18 protein-coding genes and 7 tRNA genes are annotated in these 14,699 nt (G+C 58.8%); 2 read left to right on the plus strand and 23 right to left on the minus strand.

The window, feature by feature from the left end; translation table 11 throughout:
• Positions 1–5 precede the first annotated feature (5 nt).
• The 6 genes from K9L28_05245 to sixA form a co-directional block, all read right to left on the minus strand.
• Entirely contained in the window at positions 6–644 is a 639-nt protein-coding gene (locus tag K9L28_05245; protein MCF7935728.1) for a TRAP transporter small permease, read from the minus strand.
• A gap of 123 nt (positions 645–767) precedes the next feature.
• Positions 768–1,817, minus strand: coding sequence for a TRAP transporter substrate-binding protein (locus K9L28_05250; protein MCF7935729.1), 1,050 nt, complete (start codon positions 1,815–1,817; stop codon positions 768–770).
• An 88-nt stretch (positions 1,818–1,905) separates the two neighbouring features.
• Positions 1,906–2,694: a carbon-nitrogen family hydrolase gene (locus K9L28_05255; GenBank protein ID MCF7935730.1), complete on the minus strand. Its 789-nt coding sequence runs from the start codon at positions 2,692–2,694 to the stop codon at positions 1,906–1,908.
• 30 nt (positions 2,695–2,724) lie between these two features.
• A complete protein-coding gene (locus K9L28_05260) occupies positions 2,725–3,420 on the minus strand; it encodes a DUF2848 domain-containing protein (protein MCF7935731.1) in 696 nt (231 codons plus the stop codon).
• A 113-nt stretch (positions 3,421–3,533) separates the two neighbouring features.
• Entirely contained in the window at positions 3,534–5,675 is a 2,142-nt protein-coding gene (locus K9L28_05265; GenBank protein ID MCF7935732.1) for a hypothetical protein, read from the minus strand.
• 126 nt (positions 5,676–5,801) lie between these two features.
• Positions 5,802–6,269, minus strand: coding sequence for a phosphohistidine phosphatase SixA (sixA, locus tag K9L28_05270; protein MCF7935733.1), 468 nt, complete (start codon positions 6,267–6,269; stop codon positions 5,802–5,804).
• A 201-nt stretch (positions 6,270–6,470) separates the two neighbouring features.
• Between sixA and K9L28_05275 the strand changes: the two genes are divergently transcribed.
• On the plus strand, positions 6,471–7,259 hold the full coding sequence (locus tag K9L28_05275; GenBank protein MCF7935734.1) for an SDR family oxidoreductase: 789 nt from the start codon (positions 6,471–6,473) through the stop codon (positions 7,257–7,259).
• A 69-nt stretch (positions 7,260–7,328) separates the two neighbouring features.
• Positions 7,329–8,396: a magnesium/cobalt transporter CorA gene (gene corA, locus K9L28_05280; GenBank protein ID MCF7935735.1), complete on the plus strand. Its 1,068-nt coding sequence runs from the start codon at positions 7,329–7,331 to the stop codon at positions 8,394–8,396.
• A gap of 194 nt (positions 8,397–8,590) precedes the next feature.
• Here the strand turns inward: corA and K9L28_05285 are convergent.
• The 17 genes from K9L28_05285 to tuf form a co-directional block, all read right to left on the minus strand.
• Positions 8,591–8,666 (minus strand) — tRNA-Asn (locus tag K9L28_05285).
• A 24-nt stretch (positions 8,667–8,690) separates the two neighbouring features.
• Positions 8,691–8,766: transfer RNA gene (locus K9L28_05290), tRNA-Cys, on the minus strand.
• 12 nt (positions 8,767–8,778) lie between these two features.
• Positions 8,779–8,853, minus strand: a tRNA-Gly gene (locus tag K9L28_05295).
• Positions 8,854–8,869: 16 nt separating this feature from the next.
• Positions 8,870–8,945 (minus strand) — tRNA-Phe (locus K9L28_05300).
• 10 nt (positions 8,946–8,955) lie between these two features.
• Positions 8,956–9,033, minus strand: a tRNA-Asp gene (locus K9L28_05305).
• 35 nt (positions 9,034–9,068) lie between these two features.
• Positions 9,069–9,143 (minus strand) — tRNA-Val (locus K9L28_05310).
• A gap of 61 nt (positions 9,144–9,204) precedes the next feature.
• The gene (locus tag K9L28_05315) at positions 9,205–10,065 is read right to left on the minus strand and encodes an amidohydrolase (GenBank protein MCF7935736.1); all 861 of its coding nucleotides are present in this window, start codon (positions 10,063–10,065) and stop codon (positions 9,205–9,207) included.
• A gap of 70 nt (positions 10,066–10,135) precedes the next feature.
• Positions 10,136–10,843: an endonuclease V gene (locus K9L28_05320; GenBank protein ID MCF7935737.1), complete on the minus strand. Its 708-nt coding sequence runs from the start codon at positions 10,841–10,843 to the stop codon at positions 10,136–10,138.
• A 97-nt stretch (positions 10,844–10,940) separates the two neighbouring features.
• The gene (gene rplL / locus K9L28_05325; GenBank protein ID MCF7935738.1) at positions 10,941–11,318 is read right to left on the minus strand and encodes a 50S ribosomal protein L7/L12; all 378 of its coding nucleotides are present in this window, start codon (positions 11,316–11,318) and stop codon (positions 10,941–10,943) included.
• Positions 11,319–11,396: 78 nt separating this feature from the next.
• Entirely contained in the window at positions 11,397–11,933 is a 537-nt protein-coding gene (gene rplJ, locus K9L28_05330; GenBank protein MCF7935739.1) for a 50S ribosomal protein L10, read from the minus strand.
• Positions 11,934–12,132: 199 nt separating this feature from the next.
• Positions 12,133–12,840 carry a 50S ribosomal protein L1 gene (rplA, locus tag K9L28_05335; GenBank protein ID MCF7935740.1) on the minus strand — a complete coding sequence of 236 codons (708 nt, stop codon included), beginning with the start codon at positions 12,838–12,840 and terminating at the stop codon, positions 12,133–12,135.
• Positions 12,841–12,905: 65 nt separating this feature from the next.
• The gene (gene rplK, locus K9L28_05340) at positions 12,906–13,331 is read right to left on the minus strand and encodes a 50S ribosomal protein L11 (GenBank protein ID MCF7935741.1); all 426 of its coding nucleotides are present in this window, start codon (positions 13,329–13,331) and stop codon (positions 12,906–12,908) included.
• 60 nt (positions 13,332–13,391) lie between these two features.
• Entirely contained in the window at positions 13,392–13,934 is a 543-nt protein-coding gene (nusG, locus tag K9L28_05345) for a transcription termination/antitermination protein NusG (protein ID MCF7935742.1), read from the minus strand.
• Positions 13,935–14,015: 81 nt separating this feature from the next.
• Complete coding sequence (gene secE, locus K9L28_05350; protein MCF7935743.1) at positions 14,016–14,198, minus strand: preprotein translocase subunit SecE; 183 nt, start codon at positions 14,196–14,198, stop codon at positions 14,016–14,018.
• A gap of 34 nt (positions 14,199–14,232) precedes the next feature.
• A tRNA-Trp gene (locus tag K9L28_05355) sits at positions 14,233–14,308 on the minus strand.
• A 21-nt stretch (positions 14,309–14,329) separates the two neighbouring features.
• Positions 14,330–14,479, minus strand: coding sequence for a 50S ribosomal protein L33 (rpmG, locus tag K9L28_05360; protein ID MCF7935744.1), 150 nt, complete (start codon positions 14,477–14,479; stop codon positions 14,330–14,332).
• A gap of 17 nt (positions 14,480–14,496) precedes the next feature.
• A partial coding sequence (gene tuf, locus K9L28_05365) for an elongation factor Tu (protein MCF7935745.1) occupies positions 14,497–14,699 on the minus strand: 203 nt, incomplete at its 5' end.

A 14,699-nucleotide genomic window follows, 5' to 3' on the forward strand; every position in this document is an offset into this window, starting at 1 on the left:
ATCCTCTACCTCTCCTCCTCTTCGTTCGGCAACGGTTCCCCTGATTGCTCCGTCTCCAGGGGCATCTCTCCCTCACGTGCGATATCCTCTTCCAGCATGGTACAGGCAGAAAGGGTAGCCGCCGTTTCGTAGCGTCCGCGCACTATATTGCAGGCCGTGGCGAGGAACAGAACCGTCGCGACAAAGGCGAAGAAGACCAGTCCGGCAAACCATATGCTCTGGGGTATCCACAAGGGGGTCTGCAGTGGGGTGTTGGCCACCGAGTTTCTGGCGATGGAGGTTCGCACCACCTTGAAGGCATACCAGAGCATGGGATAGAGGAAAAAGAGCACTGAAAAGAGGGCAAGCAGATCGAGAAAGAAGCGTTTCCCCCTCTGCAGCTTGGTGTAGAGCACATCAATGCGGATGTGGGCCTTTTCAAAGAGGGCAAAGGCAAAGGCCCAGGCACTGATGGCCGCAAGAGCGTAGCTTGAGATCTCCTCCGCTCCCCGCGTGGAAAGAGAGAAGAATTTCCTCAGCACCACCTCGAAGGCGATAAAAAAGGACATACAGAGCAGCACAACGCCGCCGGCAATCACACTGTACCGGGACAGCCGCCGGAGCCCCCGGATCGGGGCGGGCACCAACTCCTGTTTTCCTGTCATTTCCTCTCCTCCTTTGGAAATACACGGCACACCTCCCGCCATGGCAGCGACAGGAGGTGTGCCGGTGCGTGCTCACCCGGGCAACGCTGGAGGCGCACCCGCTAGGTGGCAGACAGCGAAAGACTACTGGACCGTCGGGTCGAGTCCGACAACATCTCCGATGGAACCCTTCCAGCGGTTTACGGCAGCGTCATCGACCTTCTCCACCCAGGCCGGCAGGACATTGTCGAGAAGAATCTGCCGGGCCAGCTTGATATCGCTCTCGGAAACCTCAATGAGTCCGAGGCTGTTGGCCTCCCCGTAGCTGCAGGGGCCTGTTCCGGTGAGGCAGTTGATACCGGCCTGGGTCTCCTTGTCGGTGACCTTCCAGCCGGGCTGCTCGACCTCTTCCGTAATCAGAGACTGGATGAGCTGCTGCTCCTTTTCGCTGAAGCTGTTCCATGTATCCAGGCTCATCACGGTCATCACGTAGTCCCAGCCGCCGATGGGAATGGGATAGAGGTAGGAGGTCACCTCGCCCCATCCGGCGGAGTACCCCGAGAGGCTTCCCGTGACGGCGCCTTCCACGACGCCCCGCTGCAGCGACTGGGGTACCTCGCCGAAGGAGATGGTGACACCCGTCGCACCGAGGGCGTCGATGAACTGGGACGTAGTCCACCCGCTGGCCCGGATCTTCATGCCCTTGATATCCTCAAGACCACCGATCTCCTTGGTGGTAAAGAGAACCTGCGCGGGATAGGGGACCACCGACAGAAGCTTGGCGTTGAAGCTGTCTTCCAGGGCCTTGCTCATCACGGGACGGTAGGCCTCGACAACCTCACGGGCATCCTCGATATTCGGCGCCAGAACAGGGAGATCGAGGCCCGCCAGTTCGGGACAGTCGGAAACGATATAGTCCACCACCGTACAGACCACGTCGAAGATACCCTGTTCCATACCCCGCAGAACGGCCGCACCTTGCATGTTGATCTGGCCCAGGGAGGTCATGATGGTCGAGACCTCGCCGTCCATGGCCTCGGGTAGCTTCTCCGTCCAGAAGGGTTTCTCCAGGTTCTGGTACATGGTGAGGCTGCTCCAGCTGCCCACCACACGCAATTCCTTCTGCGCAAAGGCCGGGAACGCCGCAAAGGCGATCACGGCGATCGCCAGCACTACAACACTCAGTTTTCTCATCCAGACTACCTCCTTCAAATGGTACATCTCCAATAATCGTAGCATCCCCAGTGATTGTATTCAAGTCTGACAACAGCCATCCAGGCGACTATCCCAGTCTGTAGAGCTCCGGCCTCCTGTCCCGGAACACCGGGATCGTCTCCCGCACCTCCCGGACCTGTTCCGGATCGATATCGACAACCAGGGTTTCCGGGATCTCGTCGGCACACTCCCCGATCACTGTGCCGAGTGGGTCCACCACCATGGAGTGACCGGAGAACCAGGTCTCCCCCTCGTACCCCACACGGTTGCAGCCTACAACAAACATCTGATCTTCGATCGCCCGGGCGATGAGCAGCCGCCGCCAGGCCTCAACACGTTGGCTGGGCCAGACGGCCGGCACGAAGACGATCTCGCTCCCCAGCAACGCAAGCGAACGGAAGAGTTCGGGGAAGCGGAGATCGTAGCAGATCGCCGCCCCACAGATGCAACCGTCATGCCGGAACGTACAGAGCTGTTCCCCGGGTGTCAGATATTTCTCCTCTTCCATCAGGCGGAAGAGATGGGCCTTGTCGTACTCGGCGATCCGCCTGCCATCAGCGGAAAAGACATGCAGCGTATTGTAGATCCCCCCATCCTTTTTGTTGGCTACCGATCCGGCCACAACAGTGGCGCCCAGCTCTCCGGCCAGCGGACCGACAAGCTCCTCAACCTCTCGGCCTCCCCTGTCGGCCAGTTCCTCCGCCCGGTCCAGGGCATACCCGATATTCCACATCTCCGGAAGAACGACCACATCGGGACGCCGCTGCTGTACCGACTGCAGGCCCTCCTTAACCGTCTTCCTGTTCACTTCAGGGGATCCCGCAGCGATCTCCATCTGGATGACAGCGATGCGCACGCCTTTCACCTTCCTTCGCAGGATCCGGGATTAGTAGCTGCCGGCGAAGTGCTCGACGGCATATCCCGCACTGATGCTCCGCTCCACTGAAGGATCGTGCAGCTCCATGGAAAAGTGCCCGCTGTAGACCACGCCGCCTTCGGCCGGGACGGTCCCGGAGAAGATGCATGTGCCTGGTTCCGCCGAACCGGTCCGCTCCCGAACAATGGAGACAAGCTCCTCCGGTGCAAGGAGCGAGGCAAGCCTGGTCTCCTGATACCTCTCCTGCTCTCCCTCCACATCGACCCAGGAGGTGAGCCGCAGCCCATCCCAATGGTCTCTGACCTCTTCAAGGGGCCAGGCAACGGGCGCGATCATTTTTGCGCAGACCTGCTTGGCCGCCGGGATATCATGCTGCTCCAAAGTCCGATCCGTGTGGTCGCTGCCGACGGTGACAAGCATCCCCTCTCTCTGCAACAGCAGGACAAACTCCACCTCTCCGGAGGTCTGTGTGCCCTGACATTCCAGCAGGGTGTCCGTGTCCAGCAGCGAGGTGGATACCCTGTAGAGCGTAGGGACCGTCTCCGGGGCCGGTACCCCCATTTTGGCCAGCTCCTCGATGTGCCCCCGCACCTTCTCCTGGTCCCGTCCCGCGTAGCCCGCACAGATCACCCTGTCCACAACGATCTCCCGCAACTCCCTGGTGCCGTCGCGGTAGGCAACCGTCAGTTCCAGTCGTCGTTCCACGTCATCTCCCCCAGTATGGGGAGGGGGCGGCATGATCTGTCGCCCCCTCCGTCTCTGTGCTTCATCCCTCTATCTTGCTCTTTCTGTGCTTCCGTCACACAGTCTCGCCCTGCCTACGGCACGTCCGGACTTACCTGTTTCTGCAATCTGGACAGCTCCCGTTTCATCGTCTCGACACGGGCAACGATCTCATTCAGGCGGTTCGCTTTCACGTTCACGGCTTGCTTCAGTTCGCCGAGCCTCTGTTCCTTCGCCTCGATGCGCTGCTTCATGTCCGACAGCCTGGTGTCCACGCTTTCCATCTCTTCTCGCACCGACGCGAGCCGTTTCTCCTTGGCTCCCAGTCGCTCTTCCAGGTCACGGATTCCGGCCTTCCTCTCTTTGAGCCGCTCTTCCAGCGCCTTGTTGGCCTCCGTCAGTTCGGAACGGGTCGCCTTCAGCTCACGAATCCTCCCGTTCAGCTCCTCCAGGGAACGCCGGCGCTCCTGCACCTGTTCACGGAGACGCTCAACCTCCATCTGCTGCTCCGAGGTCTCTTCGCTTTTCCCCGCGAGTCGTTCTTTGAGTTCTTCCAGCCTCTTCTCCCGGGAGGCAACCGTGGCGCTCAGCTTCTCCAGCCGTTGCTCCACTGCCTCCAGCTTCTCCCGACTGGTCTCCAGTCGATTCTGGACAGAGGCCTTCTCCTCTTCGGCGGTCTCCAGCTCCTCTTTCTTCGCACGTACCGCCTCTTTGAGCTCCTCCACATTGCCGAAGGTGCCCAGCAGGCGCTCCCGCATATCCGTGAGCTTCTCGAGTTCTCTCTCTTCGGCCTTGCGTTGTTTTTGGAGGGTTTCGAGTTCCGCCTGTTCCCTCTCGACGGCCTTTTCCAGCTCTTCGATATCGCTGAAAGAACCCAGAACACCCGTCCGACGGGCCATCAAACGGTCCAGACTGGTCCTGGCTTTGCCGATATCCGCACTCACCCGGAAGAAACGCCGCCGTTTCTCATCCAATGAGACGTCCAGTGATTTGAGATCCTCCAGCCCCTCTATGGACTCAAGCATGCGGGCCTGTTTGGAGGCGATGCCCTGGAGTTCCTGCTCCTCGGCCTTCCGCTCTTCACGGAGTTTTTCCAGACGGTTCAATTCCCGGTTGACCGCATCCTTGAGTTCTCCGAGACTCTGATAGGAACCCAGGAGGACCTTGCGTTCCGCAGCCAGCCTGTCGAGACTCTCTTCGGCCTCACTGAGTTCCTTCCGCTTCTGTATGTAGGCTTCGCGCTTCTGGTCCAAAGATGTAATAACGGAGCCAAGATCCTCCAGCCCCTCTATGGACTCAAGCATGCGGGCCTGTTTGGAGGCAATGCCCTGGAGTTTCTGCTCTTCGGCCTTCCGCTCTTCACGGAGTTTTTCCAGACGGTTCAATTCCCGGTTGACCGCATCCTTGAGTTCTCCGAGACTCTGATAGGAACCTAGGAGGACCTTGCGTTCCGCAGCCAGCCTGTCGAGGCTCTCTTCGGCCTCACTGATATCCTCGCTGACCTGGAGATACATCCCACGCCGCTCGTCCAGCGAGACGCTGACCGCCTCAAGGTCTTCCAGTTCCTCAAAGGCACCCAGAAGCCGAACCTGCTCGGCGCGGAGTTCGGCAAGCCGTTCCTGTTCCTCCTGACGCTCCCTCTTTGCCTCTTCGAGGCGTTCCAGCTGCTTATTCACTGCTGTTTTCAGATCCGCGATGCCTGCGTAGTCGCCCAGCAGGCTCTTGCGTTCCGCCGTCAGCCTGTCCAGGCTTTCCTGCGCACTCGCGATATCCTTGCGCACCTGGGCGTACTCATCCTGCTTCCGGTCCAGGGAGACATCCAACGTCTCGATTTGCTCCAGCGTCTTGAAGGCCCCCATCAGACGGGTGCGCTCGGCCTGCAGCTCTTTGATGGACTCTTCCTGCTGCTCCGCTTTGGTCTGCAGCCTGGTCTTCTCGGAACCCAGGTCCCTCGTTTTCTCCGTCTGCTCCTTGAGTTGTTGCTCCAGCGCTTCGATCTGCCCGGCCTGTTCTTTCAACCTCTCTTCAAGCTCGTTCCTGTTCGTTCGGACCTTGTCCAGCACGCCACCGCGTTCCTCAACCTGCCGACGTGCCGTATCCAGAGAGGTTTCCAACCGCTCCTTCGCCTGCTGGAGTTCCCCGATTCTGGCGTTCATGTTGTTGTACATGAATGCACCTGCTACCAGGAGAACCACAACGATGGCGGAAAACACCAGAAGTGATCGCCGTTCATTCATGAGCCTCACCTCTTTCTTGTTGCCAGTCTATCTCCATTATTGAAGATCTCTTCCCAACAGTCAACCAGGTCCGCCGGACCTCTACTACAGCCCCCTTTTACGGCCTGTTTGCAGCAACCCGCCGCATCACGAATCCAGATTCCGGAGCGGCGCAGGATGGACAGCAAACTGGATATGCCACTCACCTTCGCTCTGCTCAAGGCAGATAGCGCTTCCCGGGGAGAACAGCACCGGTCTATACCCCTCTTCTCCCAAAAGCAGAAGCGAGGCAAAACGTTCCAGAAAGGGGAGATGACCGACGATACAGAGATCCCGACCATAGTGCTCGACGCCCTCTTTCCAGGGCCCCACCGAAGCCCTGGGTTCCAGTCCTCCCTTTTCTTCCAGGTCTACGGGAAAAACCTCGGCCACGATCTCCGCCGTCTCCCTGGCCCGCAGCTTTGTGCTGTGCCAGATCGCACCGAAATCGGCACGTGAATGGACCAGAAACCTGGCCACCCGGCCCACATCTATCCTACCCTCCTCAGAAAGCGGACGCCCGGCATCCTGGTCCTTCGGCAGTGCGTACCCGTGCTGTATGAGATAGAGCAACATCTGGATGTCTCCTTTCGATTCCGCCATTTTACATTCAACCTGGTTATATGATAACACGACTTCTGGGCAGCTTCACAGGCATTGCCTCCAGAGACGCTCCTTTACTTGCCCCCGGGAAATCTCTGTGCAAGAATGCAGTCGGACTAACCAAAGAGAAAGAAGCCACGGACTTCAGATCGTATTGGAAAGGAGTGAATAGCCATGGAACTGGGACTGAAGGGAAAGACTGCCTTGGTAACGGCCGCCAGCTCCGGTCTGGGAAGATCCATCGCCACGGCGTTCGCGGGAGAGGGGGCCAACGTGATGCTCTGCTCTCGCAGCGAGGAAAAGCTTGAGATCGCACGGTGGGAAATCCAGCGGGAAACAGGCGTCTCCCCCGCAGTCAAGCTCTGCGATGTCACCGATGCCGACGCAATCAGCGAGCTGGTCGCCGAGACCGCCGACCGCTTCGGAGGTATCCATATCCTTGTCAACAACGCCGGCGGGCCGCCTGCCGGGTATTTCGACGATTTCGGCGACGAGGAATGGCAGAACGCCTTCGAACTGAACCTGCTGAGTTATGTCCGTACCATCCGGGCTGTACTCCCCCATATGAGGCAGGCAAAATGGGGACGGATCGTCAATTCCACATCCTCGTCGGTCAAACAGGTCATCGATCATCTGCTGCTCTCCAACACCTTCCGTCTCGGCGTGGTGGGGATGAGCAAGACCCTCTCCCGCCAGGTCGCCAAAGACAATATCCTGGTCAACGTTATCGGGCCGGGGCGGTTCGCTACCGAGCGGGTCGCTCACCTGGACAGGCTGAAAGCGGAACGGACCGGGAAGAGCCTGGAGGAGATCAAGGAGGCCTCCCGCAACAACATCCCTCTCGGCCGCTACGGTGACCCCACCGAATATGCCCGGCTCGCCCTCTTCCTCTGTTCGGAAGCCAACACCTACATCACCGGCCAGACTGTCCTTGCAGATGGAGGAATGGTCAGTGCCCTGTAACCGGTCATAGGACAAGGGGAGCCTTCCCCCTTCCGGCAAGACCGCCGAGAAATCATTGGAGGTCCCGTCATGTTTCGAAGAATCCTGGGTTCCCGAACACAGAGAGCCGGTACGGTTCCCGGAACCATCACCTACACGGGAGCGCACAGGAAAGAACCGGTACGGCTCAATTACATGAACTACAATGCACAGCAGCTCCTGGAAGGAACCGCCGACTCTCTGGAAGAGTGCAAACAGGCATTGCGCTATTCCGGGGTCACCTGGATCAACTTTGACGGCATCCACGATACCTCCATGGTCCGCGCCGCAGGCGAGCTCTTTTCACTGCATCCGCTGACCCTGGAGGATATCGTCGACACCGACCAACGCCCCAAAGTAGAAGACTACGGCCACTACTACTACATTGTCGCAAAAATGCTCTGGTACGACGAACAGAGCGAAACCGTACAGAAGGAACAGATCAGCATCGTCCTTCTGGAGGGGTATGTGTTGACCTTCCAGGAACAGCGCGGAGACAGCCTGGGGAACGTGCGGAGCCGCATCCGCAGCGGAAAGGGGCTGATCCGTTCCACGGGCGCCGACTACCTGGCCTATTCCATTCTGGATGCCATCGTTGACGCCTACTTCAGGGTCCTGGAAGAGATCGGCGAGGACGTGGAGTCCCTGGAGGAAGCCATCGTGCAGGAGCCGGAAGAGGGGACCTTACAGGAGATCCACGCCCTGAAACGGGAGCTCATTGTGCTGCGGCGCTCGGTATGGCCGCTCCGGGAGCTCGTGATGCGCATCCAGAAACAGGAAACAGCCCTGATCACCAAGGAAACCTATGTCTATCTCCAGGATGTCACCAGCAACGCCCTGCAGATCATGGATATCATCGAGAGCTTTCGTGATATCGTCTCCGGCATGCTGGATACCTACCTGTCCAGCCTCAGCAACAAAACCAACGAGGTCATGAAGGTACTCACCGTCTTCGCCACCATATTCATTCCTCTGACATTCATCGCCGGCGTCTACGGAATGAACTTCTCCTACATGCCGGAACTGCAGATATGGTGGTTCTACCCGGTACTCTGGGGGGTGTTCATCGCCATCATCGCCCTGATGCTCTTCTATTTCAAAAGGAGACACTGGATCTGATCACCCACAGTCGGCGGCACCCAGCCCATATGCCCCTGCCAGGGACAGCGGACAGGGCCCGCCGACGGCACGGAGGTCCTGCGCCTGCTTAGCAACATGCTGTCATAGCAAGGGGACTGGCAAGGAAAGCGAACAGACACAAAAAACCGGAGTTCTCAGGGCCGCAAGGCCTCTGTGAACTCCGGTATCAGGTCTGGCTCCTCGGGCAGGACTTGAACCTGCAACCTAGTGGTTAACAGCCACCCGCTCTGCCTATTGAGCTACCGAGGAATACCGCAAGGTTTCTATATTTTGTGGAGGCGGCACCCGGATTCGAACCGGGGAATAAAGGATTTGCAATCCTCTGCCTTAGCCACTTGGCTATGCCGCCCCAAAGTAATTCTGGAGCGGAAGACGGGATTCGAACCCGCGACCCCAACCTTGGCAAGGTTGTGCTCTACCACTGAGCTACTTCCGCCTCTCTGGTGACGAAGTGGTGGCGAGACCCAGAATTGAACTGGGGACACGCGGATTTTCAGTCCGCTGCTCTACCAACTGAGCTATCTCGCCGGGAAAAATATGGCGGGGCTGACGAGACTCGAACTCGCGACCTCTGGCGTGACAGGCCAGCGCTCTAAACCGACTGAGCTACAACCCCGTTCATAACAATTGGTTACTTTTTGGTGCCGTGTTTGGTGGGCGGAGATGGTTTCGAACCAACGACCCCCTGCTTGTAAGGCAGGTGCTCTCCCGCTGAGCTATCCGCCCAGCCACCCTTTCGGGCGCGAGGGTTAGTATATCCAGCCTCGGCCTGAATGTCAATCCCTTGTTACAGAACTTTTTTCGCTTTCCTGCACCGATCCCGCAAACGCCGTGCGTTCCCGCCCAGCAGCGCCGTCGGGGGGCCTTCCTCCCCGTAGGCGTGACCAAACAGTTCCTGGTACCGCCCGTAGCCAAGCAGTGGGAAATCGCTGCCGTAGAGCAGTTTGTGTCCTGCGCCGGCGGCCTCGACGGCCCGGAACAGAGCGGGTCTGTAGAGATAGGGCGCGGCCGCCGTGTCGTACCAGCAGTTGGCAAGCGTCAGCGCCACCTCCGGCATGGTCTCGTAGAGCCAGAGCCCGCCTCCCAAATGGGCAAAGACGGTCTGCACCTCGGGGTGGTGCGTCGCGAAGGCCACTGCTTCCTGTGGTCCGGTATCGCCCTTTCCCGGGTAGGCGTGCCCCACCTGCTCGGCGGTATGGATCAGCAGATGGAGTCCCCGTTCATCGCAGTTTCCGGCGAGCCTCCAGGTCTGCCGCATATCGTCGATGGCCCATCCCTGCCCTCCCGGGAAGAGCTCGCCCACCCCGATACACCCGGCCTCGTGGCAACGGGCGATCTCCTGCTCTGTTTCGCGGTGCAGCGGGGGAACCACAGCAAGGGGACGCACCCTGCCGGGGGCACGCCGGGCCAGGTCGATGACATAATCGTTGCACAACCGGCAGAGCCCCATGTCATTGAAGGCAAAGCCGCAGACCCAGACCTCATCAAGGCCATCTCGCTCCTGCATTGCCAGGATATCCTCACCTGTCGCCCACTTGTGGACCCTGCCCGCCGTCAGCGCGGCGAAGTAGGGTTCCCGTTGGGCTACAGCATCCCGGCCGTTTTGGATCTCTGGGGGATACACATGCACATGGCTATCGATAAACAGCGCGGCTCATCTCCTTCGCAACAGCGTCGCTGCTTCATTAGACAGAATAGGTCAATATCTTGGGACACCATTACCGCCGGGATCGTCCGATTCCTGTCTCCCTGTAGTGCTCCCGCAAGCTGGTCACAAAACGATGGGCCATCCTCGTGGGTTCCGGAAGTCTGTAGCGCGTACAGGCGGACAGGACCAGTTCTACGGCCCGCTCCACGTCGACACGGTTGCCCGGGCTCACAAAAAGCGGTTTCACTCCGTCCCGGGTGCGCACCACAGAACCCACAACACGGGCATCCCGGTCTTTCAGTGGTTCCCGGGCACCCTTCGTTGATGCGACCTCCTCATGATATCCAGTAAGCCGTTTTTTTGCCACTCCCACCGAAGGTTCGTCCCGGACCACCCCAAAGTGTGCCGCCAGACCCAATCCGCGGGGGTGTGCGATCCCCGCTCCGTCGACAAGCCAGACATCGGGGCGTGCGGAAATCTGTTCTGCTGCCTGGAGGAGGGCGGGGAGCTCCCGGTAGGAGAGCAGACCCGAAATGTAGGGCATGTCAACAGGAACAACAGCGTGCCATTTTTCGACAGCCTCCCAGGTTCCATACCGGAGGAGCACGACTCCGGCGATGGCGTATACCGGGCCGTCACCTTCGTCAGAGAAATAGCTGACATCGGTTCCGCCGACAAGATCGGGGACGGCGGGAACACAGTCGCGCAGCACCACCTTTTGGGCCAGCCTCCGCTGCTCCGCCGTTTTGTCCGCATGCACGGGGTTCTCGGTACCCATGTTCGCCTCCCTTCGGAAGGAATAAAGAAGGCGGGATTGACGCCTTCGGTCAACCCCGCCGTGCACCCCTGTATCTCCACACCCGAAGGGAGCGCTTTTATTTGAGCTCCACCTCGGCGCCGGCATCCTCGGCCTTTTTCTTGATCTCTTCGGCCTCTTCCTTTTCGGCGCCTTCCTTGATCGGCTTGGGCAGGTTGTCGACAAGCTCCTTGGCCTCTTTCAGACCGAGACCGGTCACCTCCCTGACCACCTTGATGACAGCGATCTTGTTGGAGCCAAAGCCATTGAGCATCACGTCGAACTCCGTCTGCTCCTCTTCTTCTTCCGCCGCGCCAGCTCCGGCACCAGGCATGGGCATGGCCATGGCGGGCGCCGAAGCGGAGACACCAAACTTGTCCTCCAGCTCCTTCACGAGCTCGGAAAGCTCCAGTACCGACATCTCTTCGATTGCTTTAAGGATCTCTTCACGGGTCATCTGTGCATCCACTCCTTGAAATAGTCTTTTTCTGTTTCCATACAATTGGCGGGAGTCCCTCTCAAAGGAGCGACCCGATCACGCGGCTTCCTCTTTTTCTTTCTGCTCTTTGATCTGTGACAGGCAGGTAACCAGTCCCCGCGACGGGCCGGAAAGAACGTTGAGAAAACCGGAAATCGGTCCGGCAATCCCGCGGGCGACCTGTCCGAGGAGTTCCTCCCTCGACGGCAGATCGGCAAGCGCAAGAACCTGGTTGACATCCAGAAGGTTGCCATCAAGCACTCCAGCCTTGATGAGCAGCGCTTCGTTTCCTTTGGTGCGGGCGAAATCACGGAGAGCCTTCGCCACCGAGGCCACATCGTCGTAGGCCAGCGTATAGGCATTGGCGCCGGAGTGGGCATCCTCGGGGACAGGAAGATCCTGTTCACCCAGTGCGATGGTGAACAGGGTGTTCTTTGCCACCTTCATTTCACCGCCGGCCTCCCGCACCTTGGCGCGAACCTCTGTCATCTTATCCACATTGAGGCCGCGGTATTCCACAATGTATACAGCCTTACTGTTTGCGATCATCTCTTTGAGTTCCTGCACCTTCTGAACTCGATCAGCTTTGGGCATCCATACACCTCCTTCCATATAGGAATGCTCCCGGAACCTGGGTCCCGGGAGCATTCAGAAAGGCATCCGCACACGGATACACTTGCCTATCCCCCGGACCTCGGCGGGCAGCGGTTCGCAATTAAGGGGATCCCACCCGCGGTCTTCGGTCCCGGTACAACTCTATTCCATTGTCGTCGTCGCAGGGAGATCTGCGTCGCTACAGCGCGATTTCCTTGAATACAGCTGTGGTATCCAGGTCGATACCGGGACTCATGGTTGAGCTGAGGGCAGCGCTTTTGACATACTGTCCCTTCGCGGCCGCCGGCCTGGCCTTCTGGATCGCCCTGAGAAGGGTGGCCACATTCTCCTGCAGCTGCCCGGCCTCAAAGCTCATCTTGCCGACACTGTTGTGGATGATTCCGAACCGGTCCACACGGAACTCCACTCGTCCAGCCTTGACTTCACCGATCGCATCGGCCACCTCAAAGGTCGTCGTTCCGGCCTTTGCGCTGGGCATCAGCCCCCGGGGACCGAGGATCCGGCCCAGGCGGCCGACGAGTTTCATCATATCAGGGGTGGCGATCACCGCATCGAAGTCCATCCAGCCGCCCTGGATCCTCTGCACCATGTCTTCGCCGCCGACATAGTCCGCACCTGCCTCTTCAGCCTCGTTCACCTTCTCGCCCGAGGCGATCACCAGCACCCGTTTGGTGATGCCCGTGCCGTGGGGCAGCACAACGGTGCTCCGCACCTGCTGGTCAGCATGGCGGGGATCAACTCCAAGGCGGACATGCAGTTCCAGGCTTTCGTCGAACTTGGCGGTAGCCAGCTCTTTTACCACACCTATCGCTTCTTCAAGACCGTACGCCTTCGACGTATCGATCTTGCCCAGCAGCTCCTTGTACCGTTTGCTCCGTTTCGCCATAGCCGTACCCTCCTTGTGGTCCCAGCGGGCTCTCGCCCTCCCACGAAATTCGCCTTGCTTTGCCCTTAGCCTTTGACTTCGATACCCATGGAGCGGGCCGTTCCCTTGACCATCTCCATGGCTGCTTCAACGGTATTGGCGTTCAGATCCTGCATCTTGGTGTTGGCGATCTCTTCCACCTGCTTGGGCGTCACCGCACCGACTTTGACCTTGTTGGGTTCGCCGGAGGCCCGCTCGAGCCCTGCAGCCTTTTTCAGCAGGATGCTGGCAGGCGGCGTCTTCATGATGAAGCTGAAGCTTCTGTCCCCATAGACGGTGATGATGACAGGAATGATCATGCCGGCCTGGTCAGCGGTTTTCGCGTTGAACTGCTTGCAGAATTCCATAATGTTCACGCCATGCTGTCCCAGTGCAGGCCCTACCGGCGGGGCAGGTGTCGCCTTCCCAGCCGGCAGCTGTAGCTTGATCTCTCCGATTACCTTCTTTGCCATTGCAGCCTATTCCCTCCTCTTCCTGCGTGTCGATGCAACCGACCGCGTCTTCTGTATCGTTTAGAGCTTTTCCAGCTCTGTGTAGTCTGCCTCGACAACCGTCTCCCGGCCAAAGACGGTGACGGAAAACTTGACCTTCCCCTTATCCTCGAGCACCTCGACGACGGGGCCTACCTGGTCGACGAAGGGACCTTCCTTCACACGGACGGAGTCACCGGGCTTGAGGTTGATTTCCACCCGGGGCTTGCCTTTGTCCTGTCCGATCTTGGTCATGATTTCCTCGACCTCGCGGTCCGGCAAGGGAATGGGCCGGTTGCCGGTACCCACAAAATCGGCCACCCCCGGTGTCTGGCGCACCACAAACCAGGACTGGTCGTCGAGGATCATCTCCACAAGGGTGTACCCCGGGTACAACTTGCGGCGCTTATGTTTGGTTTTGCCATCCTTCACGTAGACACGCTCTTCAACAGGGACCAGAACATTAAAAATACGGTCCTCCATACCCATTGAGGCGATCCGTTGCTCGAGATTGGCTTTCACCTTGTTTTCGTACCCTGAGTAGGTCTGGATGATATACCAGCGCCTCTCTCTGTTTTCACTCATCACTGAAAAGGGGGCCTGCTACGGCCCCCTGGCACCTCCCGATGTTGGCGTATGCCCTCTGTTGCCCGGTCACTGCCCGTATCAGCTCATCACCTTGGAGAACAACCCGGTGAGCAATACATCTATCACGCCGAGATAGGCCGCTACCATAAATGTCACTGCAATAACGACAAGGGTAGAATACCACACCTGCTGCTTTCCCGGCCATGTAACCTTTTTGAGCTCTGCCCTTGCTTCTCTGATGAACGAGAACAACCGTCGCACTACCTCGGCCTCCTGACTCCAACTGTTCGATTTTTGGCAGGCCCGGCAGGACTTGAACCCGCAACCCCCGGTTTTGGAGACCGGCGCTCTGCCAGTTGAGCTACGGACCTGCGAACGAGGGGTATTATATCCTACTTGCTTTCCTTGTGCAAGGTATGGGTTTTACACCACTTGCAGTATTTCTTCTTTTCCAGCTTCTTCTTCTGGGTCCTCTTGTTCACCGAGGTAGAGTAATTCTTTCTCTTGCATTCCTTGCACTGCAACGATACGATATCCGCCATTCCTATGCGCCTCCGAACTATTCTATAATCTCTGTGACAACACCGGCGCCGACGGTCCGGCCGCCTTCACGAACGGCGAAGCGCAGGCCTTCTTCCATGGCCACCGGCACGATCAGGTTCACCTCAAACTGCGAGTTGTCGCCGGGCATGACCATCTCCACGCCTTCCGGAAGCTTGATGTCGCCGGTCACGTCGGTGGTCCGGAAATAGAACTGCGGCT

The sequence above is a fragment of the Synergistales bacterium genome (assembly GCA_021736445.1).
Taxonomy (GTDB): Bacteria; Synergistota; Synergistia; order Synergistales; family Aminiphilaceae; genus JAIPGA01.